At 68.1% G+C, this 21,931-nt stretch carries 18 protein-coding genes; 13 read left to right on the top strand and 5 right to left on the bottom strand.

The window, feature by feature from the left end:
* Genes cyoC through AC1RRR_RS05495 form a run of 5 tightly spaced genes read left to right on the top strand, consistent with a single transcriptional unit; the run spans position 1 to position 3,583 of the window.
* On the top strand, positions 1–618 hold the full coding sequence (cyoC, locus tag AC1RRR_RS05515) for a cytochrome o ubiquinol oxidase subunit III (protein ID WP_492811172.1): 618 nt from the start codon (positions 1–3) through the stop codon (positions 616–618).
* Positions 618–1,013, top strand: a complete 396-nt coding sequence (gene cyoD / locus AC1RRR_RS05510) for a cytochrome o ubiquinol oxidase subunit IV (protein WP_492811171.1) — start codon at positions 618–620, stop codon at positions 1,011–1,013. Before cyoC ends, cyoD begins: the two co-directional genes overlap by 1 nt.
* Positions 1,010–1,714 carry an SURF1 family protein gene (locus tag AC1RRR_RS05505; RefSeq protein ID WP_492811169.1) on the top strand — a complete coding sequence of 235 codons (705 nt, stop codon included), beginning with the start codon at positions 1,010–1,012 and terminating at the stop codon, positions 1,712–1,714. The genes cyoD and AC1RRR_RS05505 overlap by 4 nt, the downstream gene beginning before the upstream one ends.
* Positions 1,711–3,060: an ATP-binding protein gene (locus AC1RRR_RS05500; RefSeq protein WP_492811167.1), complete on the top strand. Its 1,350-nt coding sequence runs from the start codon at positions 1,711–1,713 to the stop codon at positions 3,058–3,060. The genes AC1RRR_RS05505 and AC1RRR_RS05500 overlap by 4 nt, the downstream gene beginning before the upstream one ends.
* Complete coding sequence (locus tag AC1RRR_RS05495; protein ID WP_454760253.1) at positions 3,050–3,583, top strand: response regulator transcription factor; 534 nt, start codon at positions 3,050–3,052, stop codon at positions 3,581–3,583. Before AC1RRR_RS05500 ends, AC1RRR_RS05495 begins: the two co-directional genes overlap by 11 nt.
* Here AC1RRR_RS05495 and AC1RRR_RS05490 read toward each other — a convergent pair.
* The 3 genes from AC1RRR_RS05490 to AC1RRR_RS05480 all read right to left on the bottom strand — a co-directional run bounded on the left by AC1RRR_RS05490 (position 3,576) and on the right by AC1RRR_RS05480 (position 8,884).
* A complete protein-coding gene (locus tag AC1RRR_RS05490; protein ID WP_492811166.1) occupies positions 3,576–4,433 on the bottom strand; it encodes a 3-keto-disaccharide hydrolase in 858 nt (285 codons plus the stop codon). The two genes, AC1RRR_RS05495 and AC1RRR_RS05490, sit on opposite strands and share 8 nt — an antisense overlap.
* Positions 4,434–4,507: 74 nt before the next feature.
* Entirely contained in the window at positions 4,508–5,794 is a 1,287-nt protein-coding gene (locus AC1RRR_RS05485; RefSeq protein ID WP_492811165.1) for a glycoside hydrolase family 1 protein, read from the bottom strand.
* Positions 5,795–5,854: 60 nt separating this feature from the next.
* Positions 5,855–8,884: a TonB-dependent receptor domain-containing protein gene (locus AC1RRR_RS05480; protein WP_492811163.1), complete on the bottom strand. Its 3,030-nt coding sequence runs from the start codon at positions 8,882–8,884 to the stop codon at positions 5,855–5,857.
* A 204-nt stretch (positions 8,885–9,088) separates the two neighbouring features.
* On the opposite strand from AC1RRR_RS05480, the gene AC1RRR_RS05475 reads away from it, so the two are divergent.
* Positions 9,089–9,763 (top strand): TetR/AcrR family transcriptional regulator, encoded by a 675-nt coding sequence (locus AC1RRR_RS05475; RefSeq protein WP_492811161.1) that lies wholly within the window; start codon positions 9,089–9,091, stop codon positions 9,761–9,763.
* On the opposite strand, the gene AC1RRR_RS05470 is transcribed toward AC1RRR_RS05475, so the two are convergent.
* Complete coding sequence (locus tag AC1RRR_RS05470) at positions 9,760–11,070, bottom strand: spinster family MFS transporter (protein WP_492811159.1); 1,311 nt, start codon at positions 11,068–11,070, stop codon at positions 9,760–9,762. The two genes, AC1RRR_RS05475 and AC1RRR_RS05470, sit on opposite strands and share 4 nt — an antisense overlap.
* Before the next feature lie 176 nt (positions 11,071–11,246).
* On the opposite strand from AC1RRR_RS05470, the gene AC1RRR_RS05465 reads away from it, so the two are divergent.
* The 7 genes from AC1RRR_RS05465 to AC1RRR_RS05435 all read left to right on the top strand — a co-directional run bounded on the left by AC1RRR_RS05465 (position 11,247) and on the right by AC1RRR_RS05435 (position 20,918).
* Complete coding sequence (locus AC1RRR_RS05465) at positions 11,247–13,520, top strand: TonB-dependent receptor (protein ID WP_492811157.1); 2,274 nt, start codon at positions 11,247–11,249, stop codon at positions 13,518–13,520.
* 9 nt (positions 13,521–13,529) lie between these two features.
* Positions 13,530–15,158 carry a carboxylesterase/lipase family protein gene (locus tag AC1RRR_RS05460; RefSeq protein WP_492811156.1) on the top strand — a complete coding sequence of 543 codons (1,629 nt, stop codon included), beginning with the start codon at positions 13,530–13,532 and terminating at the stop codon, positions 15,156–15,158.
* Positions 15,155–16,711: an AMP-binding protein gene (locus AC1RRR_RS05455; protein ID WP_492811774.1), complete on the top strand. Its 1,557-nt coding sequence runs from the start codon at positions 15,155–15,157 to the stop codon at positions 16,709–16,711. Before AC1RRR_RS05460 ends, AC1RRR_RS05455 begins: the two co-directional genes overlap by 4 nt.
* Before the next feature lie 21 nt (positions 16,712–16,732).
* A complete protein-coding gene (locus tag AC1RRR_RS05450; protein ID WP_492811154.1) occupies positions 16,733–17,431 on the top strand; it encodes a TetR/AcrR family transcriptional regulator in 699 nt (232 codons plus the stop codon).
* Between the two features lie 105 nt (positions 17,432–17,536).
* Positions 17,537–18,430, top strand: a complete 894-nt coding sequence (locus AC1RRR_RS05445) for an SDR family NAD(P)-dependent oxidoreductase (protein ID WP_492811152.1) — start codon at positions 17,537–17,539, stop codon at positions 18,428–18,430.
* Positions 18,430–19,602 carry an acetyl-CoA C-acyltransferase gene (locus AC1RRR_RS05440; RefSeq protein ID WP_492811150.1) on the top strand — a complete coding sequence of 391 codons (1,173 nt, stop codon included), beginning with the start codon at positions 18,430–18,432 and terminating at the stop codon, positions 19,600–19,602. The genes AC1RRR_RS05445 and AC1RRR_RS05440 overlap by 1 nt, the downstream gene beginning before the upstream one ends.
* A gap of 38 nt (positions 19,603–19,640) precedes the next feature.
* Positions 19,641–20,918, top strand: a complete 1,278-nt coding sequence (locus AC1RRR_RS05435; protein ID WP_492811149.1) for an MFS transporter — start codon at positions 19,641–19,643, stop codon at positions 20,916–20,918.
* On the opposite strand, the gene AC1RRR_RS05430 is transcribed toward AC1RRR_RS05435, so the two are convergent.
* Positions 20,915–21,925 (bottom strand): serine hydrolase domain-containing protein, encoded by a 1,011-nt coding sequence (locus tag AC1RRR_RS05430; protein WP_492811147.1) that lies wholly within the window; start codon positions 21,923–21,925, stop codon positions 20,915–20,917. The genes AC1RRR_RS05435 and AC1RRR_RS05430 overlap by 4 nt on opposite strands.
* Positions 21,926–21,931: the final 6 nt, after the last annotated feature.

Genomic DNA, 21,931 nt, shown 5'->3' with positions numbered 1-21,931 from the left:
ATGGCCTCTCATGCCCTGAGCGAGGCGGACAAGAACCGCTTCCACATGACCGAGGAGCATCATCCGGAGAACGGGACCCTGCTGGGGTTCTGGATCTATCTGATGAGCGACTGCCTGATCTTCGCGGTGCTGTTCGCCACTTACGCCGTGCTGGGCCGCAACTACGCGGCCGGGCCTTCGGGGGCGGACCTGTTCGACCTGCCGCTGGTGGCGGTGAACACGGGTCTGCTGCTGTTCTCGTCGATCACCTACGGCTTCGCCATGCTGTCGGCCCAGGCCGGCCGCAAGACACAGGTCCTGGTCTGGCTGGCGATCACGGGCCTGTTCGGGCTCGGCTTCCTGTCGCTGGAGCTCTATGAGTTCGCCCACCTGATCCATGAGGGCGCGGGCCCGCAACGCAGCGCCTTCCTGTCGTCGTTCTTCACGCTCGTGGGGACCCACGGCCTGCACGTGACGTTCGGCATCGTCTGGCTGATCACCCTGATGGTCCAGATCGGCCAGCGCGGCCTCGACGAGGCCATGAAGCGCCGCCTGATGTGCCTGTCGATGTTCTGGCACTTCCTGGACGTGATCTGGATCGGCGTCTTCTCGTTCGTCTACCTGCTGGGAGTGCTGTGATGACCGCGGCTGGCCACGACACGCACCACGCTCCCGGCGCCCACGAGGGCCATGGCCACGACGCCGGTCACGGCTCGCTGAAGGACTATGTCATCGGCTTCGTGCTGGCGGTGATCCTGACGGCGATCCCGTTCTGGCTGGTCATGGGTCACGTCCTGCCGACCGCCCAGATGACCGCCGTGGCGGTGATGGGGCTGGCGGTGATCCAGGTGCTGGTCCACATGATCTATTTCCTGCACATGAACTCGCGTTCGGAAGGCGGATGGACCCTGCTGGCCCTGATGTTCACTCTGATCCTGGTGGTGATCACGCTGAGCGGCTCGCTGTGGGTGATGCACAACCTCAACACCCACATGATGCCGCTGGACGCGCACGACATGAAGCAGATGCCGTGACGACGGGAAGGCGCGCACGGTCGATCGCCCTGATCGGGCTGTGCGCCGCCTTCACCGTGGTCTTCGGGCTGCTGGGCGTCTGGCAGGTCCAGCGCCGGGCCTGGAAGCTCGATCTGATCGCCAAGGTCGAGCAGCGGATCCACGCCGAGCCGATTCCGGCGCCGGCAGGCTGGTCGAGCGATGATGTCTATCGCCGGGTTCGCGTCACCGGCGTCTTCGATCATGGCGACGAGACCCTAGTCCAGGCCGTCACCGAGAAGGGCCCGGGCTTCTGGGTCCTGACGCCGCTGAAGGCCGATCGCGGCTTCACCGTGCTGGTCAATCGCGGCTTCGTGCCGGCCGAGCGCAAGACGGCGGCCTCACACCCCGCCGGTCCCGTCACGGTGGTCGGCCTGCTGCGAGCCACCGAACCCAAGGGCGGTTTCCTGCGCCGGAACCAACCGGGGCAGGGGCGGTGGTATTCTCGCGATGTCCAGGCGATCGCAGCGGCGCATGGGCTTACCAACGTTGCGCCGTACTTCGTGGACGCCGACGCGACGCCCAATCCTGATGGCTGGCCCCTAGGGGGTCTTACGGTCGTGCGTTTCCCCAACAGTCATCTAGTCTACGCCCTGACCTGGTTCGGCCTGGCCCTGCTGACGAGCGGCGCTGGCCTGTACGTCGCGCGCGATGCGCGGCGGAACCCAGAAGGAGCTTCATGAGCCCGACCGCCAGCATCCTGTTCTCCGGCGTGGCGGGCTGGCTTTCGGGCGCGCGGGCGGCGGACAACGCCAGCGGCCCGGCCGACGCCATCGCCCGCCAGAACATGCTGCAGCTGATCCACCTGCGCTGGATCGCCGTGCTGGGCCAGGTGGTCACCATCCTGGCGGTGCATTTCAGCCTGGGCTTCCGCCTGCCGCTGGCCGCCATGATGCTGGTGCTGGCGGCGCTGGTGGCGCTGAACCTGTTCAGCCTGGCGCGCCTGAAGCGGGCGACGCCACTTGGGCGCTACGACCTCTTCCTGGCCCTGGCGCTGGACGCCCTGGCCCTGACCGTCCAGCTCTATCTCAGCGGCGGCGCGACCAATCCCTTCACGACCCTCTACCTGCTGCACGTGATCCTGGGGGCAGTGTTGCTGGAGGCCTGGGCGACCTGGGCGATCGTGGCCCTGACCAGCTTCTGCTTCGTGATGCTGGTGGCCTTCAACCGGCCGATCGTCGCCACGGGGCTCAGCGACCAGACCTTCTTCGACCTGTTCCTGATGGGCATGCTGGTCGGCATCGTGCTGGACGCGGTGCTGCTGGTGACCTTCGTCGATCGCATCAACGCCAACCTGCGCCGCCACGACGCCCGCCTGGCCGAGCTGCGCCAGCGCGCGGCGGAAGAGACCCACATCGTCCGCATGGGCCTATTGGCCTCCGGCGCAGCGCACGAGCTGGGCACGCCGCTGGCGACCCTGGACGTGATCCTGGGCGACTGGCGGCGCATGCCGATCTTCGCCAGCCAGCCCGACCTGGCCCAGGAGCTGGAGGACATGCGCGGCGAGGTCCAACGCTGCAAGACCATCGTCACCGGCGTCCTGCAGTCGGCCGGCGAGGCGCGCGGCGGCGAGGTGCGGGCTAGCACCCTGCGGGCCTTCATGGACGAGGTGGTCACCGACTGGCGCGCCACCCGCAACGGCGAGGCCCTGGTCTACGAGACCGACCTGATCGCCCCGACCCCGATCGTCGCGGAATCGACCCTGAAGCAGGTGATCCACAACGTGCTCGACAACGCCCTGGACGCCTCCGCCGGCGCGGTGCGGCTGTGGGCGGGTGTGCGCGAGGACCGGCTGCTGATCGAGGTCGAGGATGACGGCCCCGGCTTCACCGCCGAAACGCTGGAAAACTTCGGCAAGCCGTACAACTCGACCAAGGGCCGGGCCGGCGGCGGCTTGGGCCTCTTCCTGGTGGTCAATGTCCTGCGCAAGCTGGGCGGCCGCGCGTTCGCCGAGAACCTGGCCGAGGGTGGGGCGCGCGTCGTGCTGGACCTGCCGCTGTCGTCCCTGGAGATCAGCCGTGCCGACTGACCGCAAGCTGATCATCATCGAGGACGATGAGAAGTTCGCCGCGACCCTGAAGCGCTCGTTCGAGCGGCGTGACTACGAGGTCGTCCACGCCCGCGGCCTGGACGAGGCGATGGCGGCGCTGGAGACCTTTGCGCCGCGCTACGCCGTGGTCGACCTGAAGCTGGCTGGCGAGTCCGGCCTGGCCTGTGTCCGCGCCCTGGCCGAGCGTGATCCGGCCATGCTGATCGTGGTGCTGACGGGCTTCGCCAGCATCGCCACCGCCGTCGAGGCCATCAAGCTGGGCGCCCGCCACTACCTGGCCAAGCCGTCCAACACCGACGACATCGAGGCGGCCTTCCACAAGGGCGACGGCGATGTCGACGCCGCCATTGGTGAGCGGGCCACCTCGATTAAGAACCTGGAATGGGAGCGGATCCACCAGACCCTGGTCGAGACCGACTTCAACATCTCCGAGACCGCCCGGCGGCTCGGCATGCACCGCCGGACCCTGGCGCGGAAGCTGGAGAAGCGCCGGATCACCTGACCTTGGGCAGGGCCGTGATCGGCTCCAGCACGATGTCGCGGAAGAAGGTCTCGGCGCCTTCCGACTGCAGCTGGATCGCGCCGTGGGTCAGGGGCTGGCCGCCGGCCTTCAGGTCGCGGACCTCCAGCACCGGCACGCCGTTGACCACATGCACGGCCCGGTCGCCCAGCACGTAGAGGTCCAGGGTGTTCCATTCGCCGGCCGGCTTCTCGGCGTCGCTATAGGCCTCGACGTTCCAGTCGGCCGTGCCGCCCTTGGCGGTGACGACGCGGCCGGCACGGGCGTAGCGGAGGTTGGGCTTGATCAGGCTGGGATCGTCGACGGCGTTGGTGACGGCCGAAATCGCCTCGCCGACCGGCACGACCATGCCGATCGAGCCGGTCATGATCTCGAACTCGACCGCCTGGCTCCAGGTGCCCCAGACCACGCCGGGCGCGCCGTGCGAGTGGTAGAGCAGGCCGTTGTTGGGCGCCTGGGTCTCGCGCGGCGCCCAGCGGCCCTTGCCCCACTTGTACTGCAGGCGCAGGTGGTAGTCCTTGAAGTCGCCCTTGTGGACCAGGCTGCCCCAGACCTTGCCGTTGACGTAGAGAGCGGGGCGGCCGTCCTCCCGCACCACCTTGAAGATCTCGGCGCTCTGGGTCGTGGCGCCGATCGGGGCCACCGGAGGGCGCTTGTAGGTGAGGGCGGGGTCAGCATAGCCCAGCCAAGCGTCCCAGTTCTTCAGATCCTTGCCGTTGAACAGCGACACCTTCGGGCCGGCAGCCTTGGGCACATCGGTCAAGGTCAGCGGATCGGCCAAGGCGGGCACGGCGACGGTCAGCGCCAGGGTGAAGGCCAGGGTCTTGAGCATGCGTCCTCGCACTCGGGGTTCGAGCGCACCCTAGCTGGCAGCGCTGTCACGGCAAGGCGCGCGTGGTCGTAGACCTAGATCGCGTTGGCCCTGGCTATGCGGCCCAGGTGCAGGGCGCTGGGGCGCGGTGTGCGCTTGAACGTCTGGCGGTCCACGGCGACCAGGCCGAACGGCACGCCGTAGCCCGAGGTCCACTCGAAATTGTCCAGCAGCGACCAGTAGAGATAGCTGTGCACCGGGATGCCGTCGTCGATGCACTGGCGCACGCCGGCTAGGGCCTGGTCGATGAAGGCGATCCGGCGCGTATCGTCCGCCACGGCCACGCCGCTTTCGGTGACATAGATCGGCTTGCCGATTGCCCGGTGCGCCCAGCGGATCGTGTTGGCCAGGGCCTGCGGATAGAACTCGTAGCCCGACAGGGTGAGCTCGGTGCCGGGCGGCGGGGCCTTCACGCCGTGCGCGTCGACCACGAAGCGGGTGTAGGTCTGGACCCCGAAGAAGTCGGCATGGGTGCGGGCTGCCTCGACCCAGTCGCCGTAGAGTTTGCGCTGATAGAGCGCGACCAGGGCCGGGTCGTCCGACTGGATGTCCTGCGTCGTCAGGGTGATGCCGACCGGCAGGGACGGGCGCGCCTGCTTGATGGCGTCGTAGGCCTGGCGGTGGGCCTCGATCATGATCGGCGTGACGATCGCCGGATCGGCATAGGCCAGGCGCGAGAAGCGCGGCGAGTCCGTGGCCTTGGCGGCGGCGGCGATGGCGGCCTTGACCACCGGGATCACAGCCTGGATTCCCGGCATCAGGTCGACCAGCAGCCGGATATTGGCCTCGTTGAACGTCGTGACCATGTGCATCAGCGGCCCCAGGCGCTCGACCACCTTGCGGCAGAAGCGGGCGAACAGGGCCGGGGCGTCGGCGACCTCGAAACCGCCGCGCTGGGCGAACCACAGCGGCGTCGTGAAGTGGTTCAGGGTGACGATGGGCTTGAGGCCGCGCGCGCGGCAGGCTTCCAGCACGCGGGCGTAGTGGTCCAGCTCGGCGTTGGAGAAGAAGCCCTCGCTGGGCTCGATCCGCGCCCACTCCACGCCCAGGCGGTAGGTGTTGAAGCCCAGGCCGGCGGCCAGGGCGAAGTCCTCGCCGTAGCGGTGATAGCTGTCGACGGCGTCGCCCGAGCGCTCCTTGAACATCGACGGCTTGAGGTTCTCCATCAGCCAGGCGTCGCTGTTGGTGTTGCCGCCCTCGCTCTGGTGGGCCGAGATCGCCGTGCCCCACAGGAAGTCCTTGGGCAGGGCGCGCTTGGGCTGGGCGATAGCCGGAGAGGCTAGAGCAGCCGCGCCGGCGACGAGAAGATCGCGTCGGATCATATTGGTTCTCAAAGAAAAATGGCGGGCGACACGAGGCCGCCCGCCAGGCGCGAGGTAGAACTAGAACGCCTTCTTGACGCCGATCTCGATGGTCCGGCCCAGCGGGTTGCCGGTCCACGGGTCATAGCCGAACTCCTCCTGGGCCGGCGGCGGATCGCGGTCAAAGATGTTGGCCACGGTCGCGGTCAGAGCCATGTCGTCGCCCAACTGGATCCGGTAGGTGAAGTCGGTGGTGATCCACTTCTCACCGTCCTCGCCGTACTGCACGCCGGCCCGCTCGTCCTTGACCGCCGAGACGAAGTTGACGCCCAGGCGGAAGTTCTGGCGGCCCAGCCCATAGTTGACGCCGAGGTTGGCGCGCCACTTCGGCGCGGCCTGGGCGAAGGTGGCGAAGTTCAGCGTGCCCAGGCGATCATCGCCGGTCGAGATGGTCACGCCATCCAGGGTGGTCGGGCCGGTGCGCAGCTCGGTTACACGCGTTGCGTTGACGTTGATGTCCAGGTCGCCCGGGCCCAGCGGCAGGCCGTACTTGGCCTGGATGTCGAAGCCCTTGGTCGTCTGGCCGGGGCCGTTGCCGTAACGGGTCGAGACGGCCGAGAAGCTGCCTACGCCGCTCATGCCCACAGTGCAGCCGTTGTTGAAGCTGATGCGGGCCAGCAGCGGCTGCTTGGTCGCGTCGCAGGTGGTGATCGTGCCGCCCGCGCCGTTGAACACCAGGCTGGCGATCTGGTTCGGGTCGGCGACCTGGCCGATCTGGTCCTTGGTGCGGATGTCGAAATAGTCGATGATCAGGCGGAAGTCGTGGCCGTCGGCCAAGCCTCGGCTCTGCCAGATCGCACCGATGTTGCCGGTCTTGGCGGTCTCGGGCTTGAGGTCCGCGTCGGTGATGAACTGCGCCGCCAGCCAGTTGCTGGCCGCCACGGTGTAGGTGCGCGCGGCCACCGTGATGGCGCCCGGCGTCACGCCCAGCGGCGGGGTCTGGTAGTTGGTGCCATACGAGGCGCGGAAGGTCAGCGGCCCCCAGACGTTCCACTTGCCCGACACCTTGTAGACCGTCGCGCCCAGGTCGTTGGAGAACTTCTCCCTGCGGGCGGCCAGTTGGATGTCGACGTTCGAGAACAGCGGCACCTGCAGCTCGCCGAACAGCGAGTACTGGCTCTGCTCGGCCTGGCTGGGCAGGGTCGGCGCGAACAGCACGAACGGGCCAGGCGCGTCCGGCGTACAGCCGCGGAAGTTCGGGCTGGTGGTCGGGGTCGGCGTGGGGTTGAGGTTCCCCGAGCCCGGGCCATTGGCGCTGGTGGTGTTGCTGGGCCACTCGCACTGGATCGAGCCATTGTTGAACGCGCTGGGCACGTTCACGCGATTGGCCAGCGAACGGTACTGCGCGCCCAGGGCCCAGCCGATCTCGCCGCCGGGCAGCTTGATGCCCGACTGGCCGTTGAACACCAGGTCGGCGGTGAAGTTGTGGCTCAGCGTCTCGACCGCGCGCGGATCGAACATCCACAGGGCCAGGTCCTCGGGGTTCTCCTTGCCGGCGACGTAGTTCGGATTGGCCAGGCCCCGGACCGGCTGGCCCTTGAACGAGCTGGAGAAGGGGTTCCAGTACTGGCAGCCGTTCTTGCCGGCGGCGGCCGCGTTCTGGGTGCCGAAGCGGCTGGGATCCAGGTCGACGGCCTGGCATTTGGGGCCGCCGAAGCCGTTCAGGGCCTCCTGAAGGCGATAGCCGATGGTGTCGGCGTGGGTGTTGTAGTTGTAGGCGTCGTTATAGGTCAGGGCGAAATCGTAGCCGACTTTCTTGGCGAACGGGGCCAGGTCGCCGAGGTCGCCGGTCAGTCCGGCCGAGACGCGCCAGACCTTGTTGTCGATGCGGTCGGCCACGCCGAAGCCGTCACCACCCGAGTAGTACGGGTTCCCGCCGTGACCGAAGAGCCGGTAGGTGATCGGCGTGAAGCCCGAGGCGCCGACGATGCCGTTCTTGGCCGCGAACTCGGCCGCGAACGGGTTGCTGATCGGGACATAGAACTGGTTGACCGCGCCCGTCGTCAGGGCCGGACCGCGCGACACCGGCTGGGCCGGCGAGCCCATCACCTGGGGCAGGTTCACCCGGCCGTACGACGCGTCCATGTGGAACTTCATCGTGTCGGTGATGTCGGCCTTCAGCTGGGCGTACAGGCGGTAGGTGTCCTGGTTCTCCACCAGCCGGTAGTACGGGATGTAGTTGTAGGCGCAGGTGAAGGCGTTGTCGTAGCGACCGCCGACGGCCGCGCAGCTGGCGGGCGTGAAGTCCGAGACGATGCCGCCCAGGTTCGCGCCCCACTCGCCGACGTCGGTGGCGGTGGGCGTGGCGGGTAGCGGACCGCGCGGCTGCCAGCCGGTCAGGTTGGTCAGGGTCGACCAGGGCGCCGGGTTGTAGCCGGTCACCGGGTTCAGCGAGGCCTCGGTGAACTTCCGCTCCAGGGTGTTCAGGCGTGAGCGGTGCTCGTACTCGGCCGAGACCAGCAGGTTGACGCGGTCGGCGCCGATGCCGCCCATCACGCCGACCGAGTAGTCGCCCTTCGAGCCCTTGATGTGTTTGTACTGGCCTTGCGCCTCCAGGCCGACGAACCGGTCGCGGGTGATGAAGTTGACCACGCCGCCGGTGGCGTCGGCGCCATAGATCACCGCCGCGCCGTCCTTCAGCACCTCGGTGCGGGCCAGGGCGATCGACGGGACGTTGGCGGTGTTCTGGTTCATCCGCCGGCCGTTCAGCAGGACCAGCGTCTTGTCGGCCCCCAGGCCCCGCAGATTGTAGTTCACCGAGCCGACCAAGGCCGGGCCGCCGAAATAGTAGCTCTCGCCCGTCGTCGGGCCCGAGATGGTCAGGCTCTTGGCGAACTCCAGCGCCGTCGGCGAGCCCTGCTTCTCCAGCTCCGCCTGCGAATAGACCTCGACGGGGAGGGCGGCGTCCAGCGCCGAGCCCCGGATGTTGGAGCCGGTGACGACGATTTCCTCAACCTGCGTGGATTGATCCTGAGACCAGGCCGGCGCGCCGAAGCCCGCGATCCCGATGAGCAGCGCGACGCCCGACGCGCCGGATAGCCCGATTTTCATGTGGCGAACCCTCCCGTTGAATGAGTCTCTTAACGCTCATTCTCACAAGAGTGAGTGTTGTAGCATCGCCGTTACGGCGTCAATGATCATTGTTCGACCAGATGGTCGTAGGCCCGGGATGGGGTGGTTGCCGCTATGGGAACGATTGACAGGAGCGCGCCGCGCCCCGACTACGCGGCGTATCGAAGGACCCAGGAGGACGGCTTGGCGGGAGCGACGGCGGAGCAGGGCAAGGGGCGGCGGACTAAGGCCGAGCAGCGCGCCCAGAGCCTGGAGCAGATCCTGGACGCGGCCGAGTACCTGTTCTCGCAGAACGGCCTCTATGGCGTGACCCTGCGCGACGTCGCCGTGCGGGTCGGCATCCACACCACGCTGCTGAACTACTATTTCAAGGACAAGACCAACCTGTTCGAGGCCGTGTTCGCGCGGCGTGCGGGGGTCACGTCCGGTCGGCGGATGATCGCCCTGGAGCAGTACGAACTGGCGGCGGGCGACAAGCCGACCGTCGAGGGCGCGCTGCACGCCTTCCTCGACACCGACCTCGACCTCTACTGGGAGGGCGGCGAGCACTGGATGAACTACGCCGCCTTCTGCGCCAGGGTCAGCAACACGCCCGAGGGCGCGGCGCTGATGGACGAGCACTTCGATCCGGTGGTCCTGAAGCTGGTCGGCATCCTCAAGCGCGCCCTGCCGGACTATGCCGACGAGGAGATCTTCTGGGGCTACCACTTCGTGTCGGGCGCCCTGATGAACACCCTGGCGCGGACGGGCCGGATCGACCGCCTGTCCAGCGGCCTGTGCCATTCGGACGACTTCCCGGCGATCAAGAAGCGGATCGCCCGCTTCATGGCCGCCGGGTTCATCGCCCTCAAGGTTTAGGCTCTCTCGGCCTTACGGAAGATCCGGGCCAGCCACAGGAACAGGCCGATCGCCAGCACGTAGAACGGCGTCAGCGTATAGAGGGCCATCTGCAGCGAGTTGTGCGGATGGCTGGCTTTGAAGAAGTCGCTGGCCGCGCCGACATAGGTGGGGCCTAGGCCCAGCCCGATGAAGTTCATGACCAGCAGCAGCAGAGCGCCGGACATCACCCGCTGCTCGGGCCGCACCTCCTCCTGGACCAGCGCCACCGCCGAAGACAGGTAGAAGTAGTTCAGGAAGGTCGGGCCGATCAGGAACGCCAGGGCCAGCGGCCAGGTCGGGGCCCAGACGAAGCCCAGATAGAACGGGATCGCCAGGGTCAGCGAGATCACCGGGGCCAGGGCGTAGACCGTCTTGGACTGGCGGGCGAAACGGTCGATGACCCGGCCAGAGATGTAGATGCCGGCGCTCATGCCGATGCCGACCACCAGGGCGTACCAGACGGCGACCTCGCTGAGGGTCATGCCCTTCTCGCGCATCAGGAACAGGGTCGTGAAGTTGCCCAGGCCATAGGTCACGAACTGGGTCGCGCCGCTGCCCAGCGAGGCCAGCACCAGGGTCGGGCGCGAGAAGAACATCCGCAGCGTCGACCAGAAGCCGGCCTTCTCGAGCTTGAGGCCGGCGCCGTCCAGACCGCCGCGCTTGGGCTCCTTGACGATCATGGGCAGGACGGCGGCGGCGATCAGGCCGACCACACCCAGGATGATGAAGGCGTAGCGCCAGTTGAACGCCGCCGCGATGGCCGCGCCGAAGGCGATCCCCAGCGCCGCCCCGACCGGCGGACCCAGATTGTAGATGCCCAGCGCCGTGCCGCGTCGGCCCGGCGGGAAGTAGTCGGTGATGATGGCGTAGGAAGGCGGCACGCCGCCGGCCTCGCCGAACCCCACGGTCATCCGCGCGAGGGCAAACTCGCCATAGCTGCGCGACAGGCCGCAGGCCACGGTCGCCGCGCTCCAGATCCCGCAGGCCAGGGACAGCACCGCCACGCGGTTGGTGCGGTCGGCCAGCCAGCCGACCGGGATGGCGATGAAGCAGTAGAACATCGCGAAATAGAGCCCGCCGATCAGCCCCAGCTGGCTGTCGGAGACGTGCAGCGTGTCCTGGATCGGCTTGGCCAGGATCGACATCAGCTGCCGGTCCAGAAAGTTCAGGACATAGACGAACCACAGCATGCCCAGCACCAGCCAGGCGCGGCGGTCAGGAACAGGGTGAGGGTGGTCTGGGCGCGCGGATAGAGCCGCGGCGCCATCGCGCTCGAGGTCGTTCAAGGTTTCCTCCCAGCTGCCCGTTCTCGAGCTTTGCTTGATGTGAGGATGACCTCAATCTCGATCGTTCGTCAATATTCACACGCGTGTGAGTGAGTGTTGACAGCGGCGCGGATCGCCGCCACCGTGACCCCACAACGTCGACGCAAACGATCGACGCTCACTGGGGAGTGAACGCCATGAAGTCTGGGCTGCTTGCGTCGGCGTGCGCCGTCGCGCTCGTCGCGTTTTCGACAACACCGGTGCTGGCCCAGACGGCCGGCGCGGATCAGGGGAGGGGCGACCGCAAGGACGCCGAACTGGTGGGAGAAGTCGTCGTCACCGCCACCCGCCGCCCCGAGAAGCTGCAGGACGTGCCGCTGAGCGTCACTGCCTTCGACCAGAAGGAGCTGACCGCCAAGGGCATCGTCGGCTACGAGGGTCTGGCCCGCCAGACGCCGGGCGTGGTGCTGAACCGCGCCACCGCCAACTTCAACAATTTCACCGCGCGCGGCATCGCCACCAACGGCTATGGCGCCAACCTGCAGAGCACGGTCGCCGTCTATATCGACGAGCTGCCGATCTCGACCATCGGCAACACCACGGTGCTGGATCCCAACCTGTTCGACGTCGAGCGGGTGGAGTTCCTGCGCGGCCCGCAAGGCACGCTGTTCGGCTCGGGCTCGCTGTCGGGCGCGCTGCGTATCCTGAACAAGGCGCCGAACCTCTCCAGCCGCGAGGGCGCGGCCCTGGTCGATGTCGGCCTGACCGGCTCGGACTCAGTCCGCCAGCGCTACAACGGCATGCTCAACCTGCCGATCGTCGATGACAAGCTGGCCCTGCGCGTGGTCGGCTTCTATCGGCACGAGGAAGGCTATCTCGATAACGTCGGCACAGGCGTCCACAACTCCAACACCCTGGTGAACTGGGGCGGTCGCGCGAACCTGATGTGGAAGCCCAACGACCGCCTGACGGTGAAGGCGCTGTTCTCGTACGAGGATAGCAACCCCAAGGACTCGTCGATGATCAGCCCGTCCCTGGGCCGCGAGAAGCGGATCTCGGACCGGCCGGACCTGTTCGTCGGCAAGTTGCGCACGCACAATGTCACCATCGACTACCAGTTCGACGGCGCGCGCCTGACCAGCTCGTCGACCTATTCCAAGTTCGACCAGAAGTTCTTCGTCGACCTGGCCGGCACCTTCGGCGGCGGCGTGGCCTTCGCGCTGGACGCGGGCGGCTTCCAGAAGACCTTCGTGGAAGAGGCGCGCCTGGCGTCCGATCCGGGCGGCAAGGTCGACTGGGTGGTCGGCGGCTTCTACATGGATCGCCGGTTGGACGTGGACTACTTCTACCGCTCCAACCCGGCCTTCCTGACCTCGCATGGCATCACCGGCTTGCCGGACGAGTACTATCAGCGCCAGTACACCCACTTCCTGTCGCACGAGAAGGCGGCCTTCGGTCAGCTGACTTACCGCTTCAGTGACAAGGTCTGGGCCACGGGCGGCATCCGCTACGGCAAGGTCGACAGCCAGGGCTTCACCGAGGCTGGCGGCTATACCAGCGCCTATCTCACCTACGCCCTGCTGGGCATCCGAGGGCCTCTGGCCCTGACCCCCTTCACGGCGGCGACCGGCGTCAAGGCGACGGGCAGCAAGCCGTCGTTCAAGGTCAGCCTGTCCTACAAGCCCACGTCGGCGCTGACGACCTACGCCACGGTCTCGACGGGCTTCCGCACGCCGGTGGTCAATGGCTTCGCCGGCCGGCCCAGCCTGGTCAATCCCAATGACCTGATCATCCCGAACGGCGCCTCATCGGACGATCTGACCAACTACGAGCTGGGGGCCAAGGGCCGGTTCCTGAACGGCCTGGTCTCGGCCAATGTCGCCGTCTACCTGATCGACTGGAGCAACATCCAGGTCCAGGCCAATCGCGTCTCCGACAGCGTCCAGTTCGCCACCAACATCGGCGCGGCGCGCAGCAAGGGCATCGAGCTGGAGCTGCTGGCCTTCCCGGCCAAGGGCCTGACCATCGGCCTGAACGGTTCGCTGAACGAGGCCAAGGTCACCGACCTGACCCCGGCCGAGGCGGCGATCTCGGGCGCGGTCGCCGGCGCGCGGCTGGCCTCGCCCAAGGTGCAGGGCTCGCTGTTCGTCAACTATGGCTGGGACCTGACGCCGAAGGCCAAGGCCAACCTGTCGGTCTCGCTGCAGCATGTCGGCTCGTATCCGGGCTCGTTCCCGCACGTGCCAGGCCAGCCGACCGTGACCAGCCCGACCTACGGCTTCACGGACTCGTACCAGAACGTCAACGCCACCTTCGCCGTGGCCATGGGCCAGACGACGATCGGAGCCTATATCGAGAACCTCTTCGACGACCACTCGATCACCTATGTCCATCCCGAAGCCTTCCTCGCCAGCCGATTCGCGACCATGCGGCCGCGCACGGCCGGGGTGCGGCTGGGCTATGCGTTCTAGGGGCGGGTGATGAGCAAGCGTCTTCTCATCTCGGCCCTGGCGGTTCTGGCCCTCGCGCCCGCTGCCCAAGCCGAGCCCATCATCAAGGCTCCGGCCGGCGCCGTTCGCGGTGTCGAGGCTGGCGGTCTCCAGGTCTTCAAGGGCATCCCGTATGCCGCGCCACCCGTGGGCGCATTGCGCTGGAAGCCTCCGGTCGCTGCGCCGGCCTGGACCGGCGTGCGCGACGCGCTTGACTTCGGCCCGGCCTGCCTACAGCCCAAGCCGCGTCCGGGCAGCATCTACGCCTCGCCGCTGAGGGCCTTCAGCGAGGACTGTCTCTCGCTGAACGTCTGGACGCCGGACAAGGCCAAGAAGGCCCCGGTGCTGGTCTGGATCCACGGCGGCTCGCTGATCGCCGGCTCCAGCGCCGAGGGTATGTATGACGGCGCGGCCCTGGCCAAGCGGGGCGTGGTGGTCGTCTCGATCAACTACCGCCTGGGCGTGCTGGGCTACATGGCCCATCCGGAACTCAGCGCGGAGTCGCCCGACCATGTCTCGGGCAACTACGGCCTGCTGGACCAGATCGCGGCCCTGAAGTGGGTGAAAGCCAACATCGCCGCCTTCGGAGGCGATCCGGCCAACGTCACCATCGCCGGCGAGTCCGCAGGCGCGCTCAGCGTCATGTACCTGATGGCCTCGCCGCCAGCGCGGGGGCTGTTCCACAAGGCCGTCGCCCAGAGCGCCTACATGGTCTCGACACCGATGTTGCGGGACGCCAAGTACGGTCACATCCCGGCCGAGACCATGGGCGCGGCCACAGCCGCCAAGCTGGGCGCCAAGAGCCTGGTCGAGCTGCGGGCCATGGACGCCGAGACGATCACCACCTCGGCCCTGATGGCGGGCTTCCAGACCTTCGGCGCGGTCGACGGCAAGATCCTGCCCAAGCAGCTGGTTGACACGTTCGACGCCGGCGAGCAGGCCCATGTGCCGATCCTGGCCGGCTTCAACAGCGGCGAGATCCGCTCGCTGCGCTTCCTGGCCCCGCCGCCGCCGGCCGATGCGGCGGCCTATGAGAAGGAAATCCGCGCCCGCTACGGCGACCTCGCGGACGACTTCCTGAATCTCTATCCGTCCACGGATGTTCCTGAAAGCGTGCTGCTGGCGCCGCGCGACGCCCTCTACGGCTGGACCTCTGAGCGGCTGGTCGCCAAGCAGACGGCGGCCGGGTCGCCGGGCTATCTCTACTACTTCGACCACGGCTATCCGGCGGCCGAGGCGGCGGGCCTGCACGGCTTCCACGCCAGTGAGCTGCCCTATGTTTTCGGCACACCCGACAAGACGCCGCCCGCCTGGCCGAAGAATCCCGACACGCCGGCCGAGGCCAAGCTGTCGGCGGCCATGATCGGTTACTGGACGTCGTTCGCTCGTGATGGCGTCCCCGCAGCGAAGGGCGAGCCCGCCTGGAAGCCCTACGGGACCGCGCGCGCCTACATGACCTTCGCCGAAGGTCCCCAGCCTGGCGCGCACCTGCGCCCGGGCATGTACGAACTCAACGAGACCGTCATGTGCCGACGCCGCGCCCAGGGCGACACGCCCTGGATCTGGAACGTCGGCGTGGTCTCGCCCCCAATTCCTCCCGGAGTTACCCAGTGTCGATGATTGACGGCGAGATGCAGGCCTTCGCCCTGACGCTCGAAAAGTTCCTGGACCATGCCGCCAAGTGGCGATCGAACGGGGAGGTGGTGACCGGCCGCGAGGACGGGCGGATCGATCGGATCACCTATGCGGACCTGCGCGACCGCGCCCTGCGGGTCTCGTCCGTGCTGGAAGGCCTGGGCGTGAAGACCGGCCATCGGGTCGCGACCCTGGCCTGGAACAGCCAGGACCATGTCGAGGTCTGGTTCGCGATCATGGGCATGGGCGCGGTCTGCCACACGCTGAACCCGCGCCTGACCGCCGAGCAACTGGCCTCGATGGTGGTGCAGTCGGAGGCCGACATCCTGATCGCCTCGGCCGACCTGGCGCCGCTGGCGCGCAAGATCATGGACGCCGCGCCCGGCGTGACGAAGCTGCTGGTCATCGACGGCGAAGCGGCCGAGGGCCAGACCCTGGCGCCGCTGGTCGACGCCGAGACGCGCCGCGCCGTCTGGGGCCAGTTCGATGAGACCGCGCCCTGCGGCCTCTGCTTCACCTCCGGCACCACCGGCGCGCCCAAGGGCGTGACCTACACCCACCGCTCCAGCTACCTGCACACCCTGCGGGTCCTGCAGGTCGACGGCATGGCGATCTCGGGCGCGGACGCGGTGCTGGCCGTGGTGCCGATGTTCCACGCCAACGCCTGGGGCCTGCCGTTCGCCACGCCGGCCGTCGGAGCCAAGCTGGTCTTGCCCGGCCGCAACGCCGACGGCGCCAGCCTGGCCCGCCTGATCGCCGCCGAGAATGTCACGGTCTGCGTGGGCGTGCCCACGGTGTGGCTCGGCCTGATCGAGCACCTGGAGGCTACCGGCGAGACCCTGCCGTCGCTGAAGCGGATCATCGTCGGCGGCGCGCCGATGCCGCCGGCCCTGATGGAGCGCATCGAGCAGCGCCTGGGCGTGCGCGTCCAGACCAGCTGGGGCATGACCGAGCTGTCGCCTTGCGGCACGCTGGCGCCGCTCAGCGCCCCGGCAGAGGCGGCGGTCTCGGGCCGTCCGGCGGTGGGCGTCGACCTGCTGCTGACCGACGCCGACGGCGTGGCCTTGCCGCAGCAGCGCGACGTCGAGGGCCATCTGCGGGTGCGCGGGACCTCGGTGATCGAGCGTTATTTCGGCTTCGAGACCTCGGCCACCGACGCCAACGGCTGGTTCGCCACGGGCGACTTGGCGCGCATCGACGCCGAGGGCAATCTGATCATCACCGGTCGCGCCAAGGACCTGATCAAGTCCGGCGGCGAGTGGATCAATCCGGCCGAGATCGAGGCGGTGGTCTGCGCGCTGCCCGAAGTGTCCCTCGCCGCCGTGATCGGCCGCACCCATCCCAAGTGGGGCGAGCGGCCGATCCTGCTGGTCGAAACGCAGGGCGAGGTCAGCGACGAGGTCCTGCTGGCGTCACTGCGTGGCCGCGTGGCCAGCTGGTGGATCCCGGACGCGGTCTTCCGCCTGGATCGCATGCCTCTGGCGTCGACCGGCAAGATCGACAAAATTCGGCTGAGGTCGGAGTACGGCGCGGGCTGACGCCCCGCCGGTCCGCAACGAATGGAAGTCCAAGTGTCCGAAGCCCAGCCGCGCCGCCGCAACACCAAGGCCGAACAGCGCGCCGAGAAGATGGAGCAGATCCTCGACGCGGCCGAATACCTGTTCTCCAAGCACGGGCTGCACGGCGTCACGCTGAAGGACGTCGCCAAGATGGTGGGCGTGCACCACACGCTGATGAACTACTACTTCGACGACAAGAAGACCCTGTTCGACGCGGTCTTCGCGCGGCGGGCGGTGATCACCAGCGAGCGGCGGATGCGGGCGCTGGAGGACTATGAGACCGCCTGCGCGGGCAAGCCGACCGTGGAGGGCGCTCTGCGCGCCTTCCTCGACACCGACCTGGATCTGTACATCGAGGGCGGGGAGGGCTGGAAGAACTACGCCGCCCTCGGCGCCCAGGTGGCCAATACGCCCGAGTGGGGCGCGGACCTGATGGACCAGCACTTCGATCCTGTCGTGCTGCGCCTGATCGACCTGCTCAAGCGGGCGCTGCCTGACTGCGCCGAGGCCGACATCTTCTGGGGCTACCACTTCGTCACCGGGGCGCTGATGCTGACCCTGGCCAGGACCGGGCGGATCGACAAGCTGTCGGGCGGGGTCTGCCGGTCCGACGATTTCCACGCCGTGAAGGAGCGAATGGCCGCGTTCATGGCCGCCGGCTTCCTATCGGTGTGCGGCCGCAAGGGGGCTCCAGCCTAGCTTCCGGGCGCCTCCGCTAGGGCAGAGCCTTATTCAAAACATTCACTGTCGAGTTAGTGAAGAATTGTGCGAACCTAGGTTCGCGAAACGAGAAGGGGATTTTCGATGTTGCTCGAAGGACGTGTCGCCATCGTCACCGGCGCGGGCGGCGGCCTGGGTCGCGCCCACGCGCTGTACCTGGCCAGCCAGGGCGCCAAGGTGGTCGTCAACGATCTTGCGCAGGAAGCGGCCGACCGCGTCGCCGCCGAGATCGCGGCCCTGGGCGGCGCAGCGATCGGCGTGGCGGCCTCGGTCACCGACGAGGCCGCCGTGGCCCAGATGGTCGAGCAGGTCGTGGCCCGCTGGGGTCGGGTCGACATCCTGATCAGCAACGCCGGCATCCTGCGCGACAAGACCTTCGCCAAGATGAGCCTGGACGACTTCCGCCTGGTGGTCGACGTCCACCTGATGGGCGCGGCGGTCTGCGCCAAGGCCGTCTGGGGGATCATGCGCGAGCAGGGTTATGGCCGCATCGTCATGACGACCTCGTCCTCGGGCCTGTACGGCAACTTCGGCCAAGCCAACTACGGCGCGGCCAAGATGGCGCTGGTGGGCTTGATGCAGACCCTGGCCATCGAGGGCGAGAAGTACAATGTGCGGGTCAACTGCCTGGCGCCTACGGCGGCCACGGGCATGACCGAGGGCGTGCTGTCGGAAGAGAGCCTGCAGCGCCTGAACCCAGCCCTGGTCAGCCCGGGCCTGCTGGCCCTGGTCTCCGACGATGCCCCGACCCGCGCCATCCTGTGCGCTGGCGCGGGCCACTTCGCGACGGCTAACATCACCCTGACGAAGGGCCACTACATCGGCGGTGGCGTCGACGCGGGCGAGCAGGTGATCCGGCTGTGGGACGGCGTCGCCGACCGCAAGGACGAGATCGTGCCGGCCTACGGCTTCACCCAGGCCGAGCGCGAAGTCGCCAGCGCCGGGCTGATGAGCAAGGCCGCCGGAGGCCGCGCGTGATGCGTCAGGCCGTCATCGTCTCCACGGCGCGCACGCCGATCGGCCGCGCCTATCGCGGGGCCTTCAACGACACCCCGTCGCCGACCCTGGCCGCCCACGCCCTGACCCATGCGGTCGAGCGGGCCGGCGTGGATCCGGGCGAGGTCGAGGACTGCATCCTCGGCTGCTCGCTGCCGCAGGGCTACCAGCAGACCATCGGCCGCACGGCGGCGCTGCGGGCCGGCATGCCGGTCACCGTGCCGGGCATGACGATGGATCGTCAGTGCTCGTCGGGCCTGATGACCATCGCCACGGCCGCCAAGCAGATCATCGTCGACCGCATGGACGTGATTGTGGCCGGCGGCGTGGAGTCGATCTCGTTGGTCCAGACGCCGGAGCTGCGGGTCGACCAGGATCCCGGCCTGCTGGCCCTGCATCCCGACGCCTACATGCCGATGCTGGACACCGCCGAGACGGTCGCGGCGCGCTACGGGATCACGCGCGAGGCCTGCGACGTCTATTCGGCCGCTTCGCAGTACCGCGCCGCCGCGGCCCAGCAGACCGGCCGCTTCGACGCCGAGCTCGTGCCGATGACGGCGACCATGAAGGTGGTCGACAAGGCCACCCAGGAAGTCTCCCACCGCGAGGTCACCCTGGACCGCGACGAGGGCGTCCGTCCCGAGACGACGCTGGAAGGCCTCTCCGGCCTGAAGGCCGTGCGACCCGGCGGCGTGGTCACGGCGGGCAACGCCAGCCAGCTGTCGGACGGCGCCTCGGCTTGCGTGGTCATGGAAGCCGGCCTGGCCGAGAAGCGCGGCCTGGCGCCACTGGGCCGCTATGTCGGCATGGCCGTCGCCGGCACAAAGCCGGACGAGATGGGCATCGGCCCGGTCTTCGCCATCCCGAAGTTGCTGGAGCGTTTCGAGCTGTCGATCGACGATATCGGCCTGTGGGAGCTGAACGAGGCTTTCGCCTGCCAGGTCCTCTATTGCCGCGACCATCTGGGCATCCCGGACGAGCTCCTGAACGTCAACGGCGGCGCGATCGCCATGGGCCATCCCTACGGCATGTCGGGCTCGCGCCTGGTCGGCCACGCCCTGCTGGAAGGCAAGCGGCGCGGCGCCAAGCACGTGGTCGTCACTATGTGCGTCGGCGGCGGCATGGGCGCGGCGGGGCTGTTCGAAGTCCTTTGATCACGGAGCGCGCCGGCAGAGCGCGCGGGGAGGGAACCATGGCCCGTACGAGGCCGCCTTCGGGCTCGTCGATCATCAAGATCGCCGTGACGGCTTCGGCCGGCGCGGCGATCGAGTGGTACGACTTCTTCATCTACGGGACCGCCGCGGCGCTGGTGTTTCCCAAGCTGTTCTTCCCCGCCGACCTGCCGCCGTTCGTGGCCCAGATCGCGGCGTTCAGCACCTTCGCGGTCGGGTTCCTGGCGAGGCCGATCGGTGGCCTGCTGTTCGGCCACTTCGGCGACCTGTTCGGGCGCAAGCGGGTCCTGGCCGTGGCGCTGCTGATCATGGGCGCGGCGACGACCTGCGTGGGCCTGTTGCCGACCTATGCGACGGCCGGCGTCCTGGCGCCGCTGCTGCTGGTGCTGTTGCGCTTCGTCCAGGGGCTGGCCGTAGGTGGACAGTGGGGCGGGGCGGCTTTGCTGGCGATCGAGAGCGCGCCGCCAGGCAAGCAGGGTTTCTACGGCAGCTTCGTGCAGATCGGCGTGCCGCTGGGTGTGGTGCTGGCCAATGTCGTGTTTCTGCTGGCGGGCGTGCTGCTGCCGGCCGACCATTTCCTGGACTGGGGCTGGCGCGTTCCGTTCCTGCTGAGCGTGGCCCTGGTGCTGATCGGGCTCTACGTCCAGTTCGCGCTGGAGGAGCCGCAAGCCGCCAAGGCCGAGACCGATCAGCCCAAGGCCCCGCCGCTGGTGCGGATTCTCAAGGAGCACCTGGGCGACGTGCTGCTGGCCGGCGGCGCGTTCGTGGCCAACAATGTCTGCTTCTACGTCGCCATCACCTATGCGGTGGCCTATGGCGCGACCACCGTCGGGGTCTCCAAGGAGACCATGTTGTCGGCGGTGATGATCGGCAGCGTCGTCATGGTCCCGGTGCTGGTCGCCTGTGGCGCGGCCTCGGACCGTTACGGCCGGCGCGGGATCTTCATGTTGGGCGCGGTGCTATGCGGCCTGTGGGCCTTCGCTATGTTCCCGCTGATCGACACTGGTTCGCCGCTGGCTATCACCGTGGCGATCTCGGTGGCGCTGGTGCTGATCAGCCTGATGTATGGACCCCAGGCGGCGCTGTTCGCCGAGCTGTTCCCGGTGGAGGTCCGCTATTCCGGCGCCTCGCTGGGCTACCAGATCGGCTCGGTGTTCGGCGGGGGCTTTGCGCCCATCATCGCCACGGCGCTGTTCGAGCGGTTCAAATCCAGCGGGTCGATCGCGGTTTACATGGCCGCGATGTGCCTGGTGTCGCTGGCCAGCACGTGGATGCTGGCCAGGCGGGCGAGGCGCTAGCCGAGGACCTTGGCCAGCCGCAGCCACAGCTGCTGGTCGAAGTCCTTGTCCGTCGCCGCCTGGCCCGTGCGGACAACGACCAGCTTGCGGCTGGGGACGACATAGAGCCGCCGGTCCATGAAGCCGAGGGCGGCGACCAGGTCGGCGGGCGCGGCAGGGATCAGTTGGCCGGGCATGCGGACGCCGCCGCTCTTGATGGTTTCGGACCCGCCGTTCAGCCACCACAGGCGGCCGTAGGCGGGATTGGTCGCCGAACGCTCGAACAGCGACTTCAGCGCCTTCTCCGAGACGATGCGGCGACCGTCCCTGGCCTTACCGCCATCCAGCACGACCTGGCCGAAGATGGCGGTGTCGCGCGGCGTGGTGACCAGGCCCGTGGCGTTGCCGACATTGCCCAGGGCGGCCGGGCGCTGACGCCAGGCGGTGTTGCTCATGCCGGCCGGAGCGGTCAGCCAGTCGCGGGTGATGGTCTCCAGCGAGGCCTTGGCCGCCGCCGCGACGATGCGCTTGGTCACCGCGTAGACGGGCGTGTTGTAGAAGAACCGGTCGCCGGGCGAGGCGACGAAGGCAAAGGCTTCGTTCAGGCCCGAGGACATGGTCAGCAGGTGAATCACGCGGATCGCCTGCTCCTGCTCGGGCGAGGCCTTGGACCAGCCCTTGCCCACATAGTCCGAGACGGGCTTGTCGACGTCGATCAGGCCCTTGTCGATGGCCACCGCGAGCAGCATGGCAACGAAGCTCTTCTGCTGCGAGGCGACGTCCTCCAGCAAGGCGCCGTCGGACGCCGTCCCGTAGGTGAAAGCCTGGCGGAAGGCGTTAGCGTCGGCGGGCAAGGGCCAGTTCTTCTCGACCAGCGTCTTGCGATCCTGGACGATCAGGAAGCCGGTGGTGTTCTGACCTTGCACGTAGTCCAGCACAGGCTGGAAGTCGGGCGCCGCCAGGGCCGGGGAGGCGACCAGGACGCCCGCGCCGGCGAGCACGGCGCGGCGGGAAATCGCGAACGTCATGTCGAT

The sequence above is a fragment of the Caulobacter sp. GW821-FHT12D05 genome (assembly GCF_058807295.1).
Note: the sequence above shows the minus strand (reverse complement) of the source record. Positions and strands in the feature narration are given on the sequence as shown.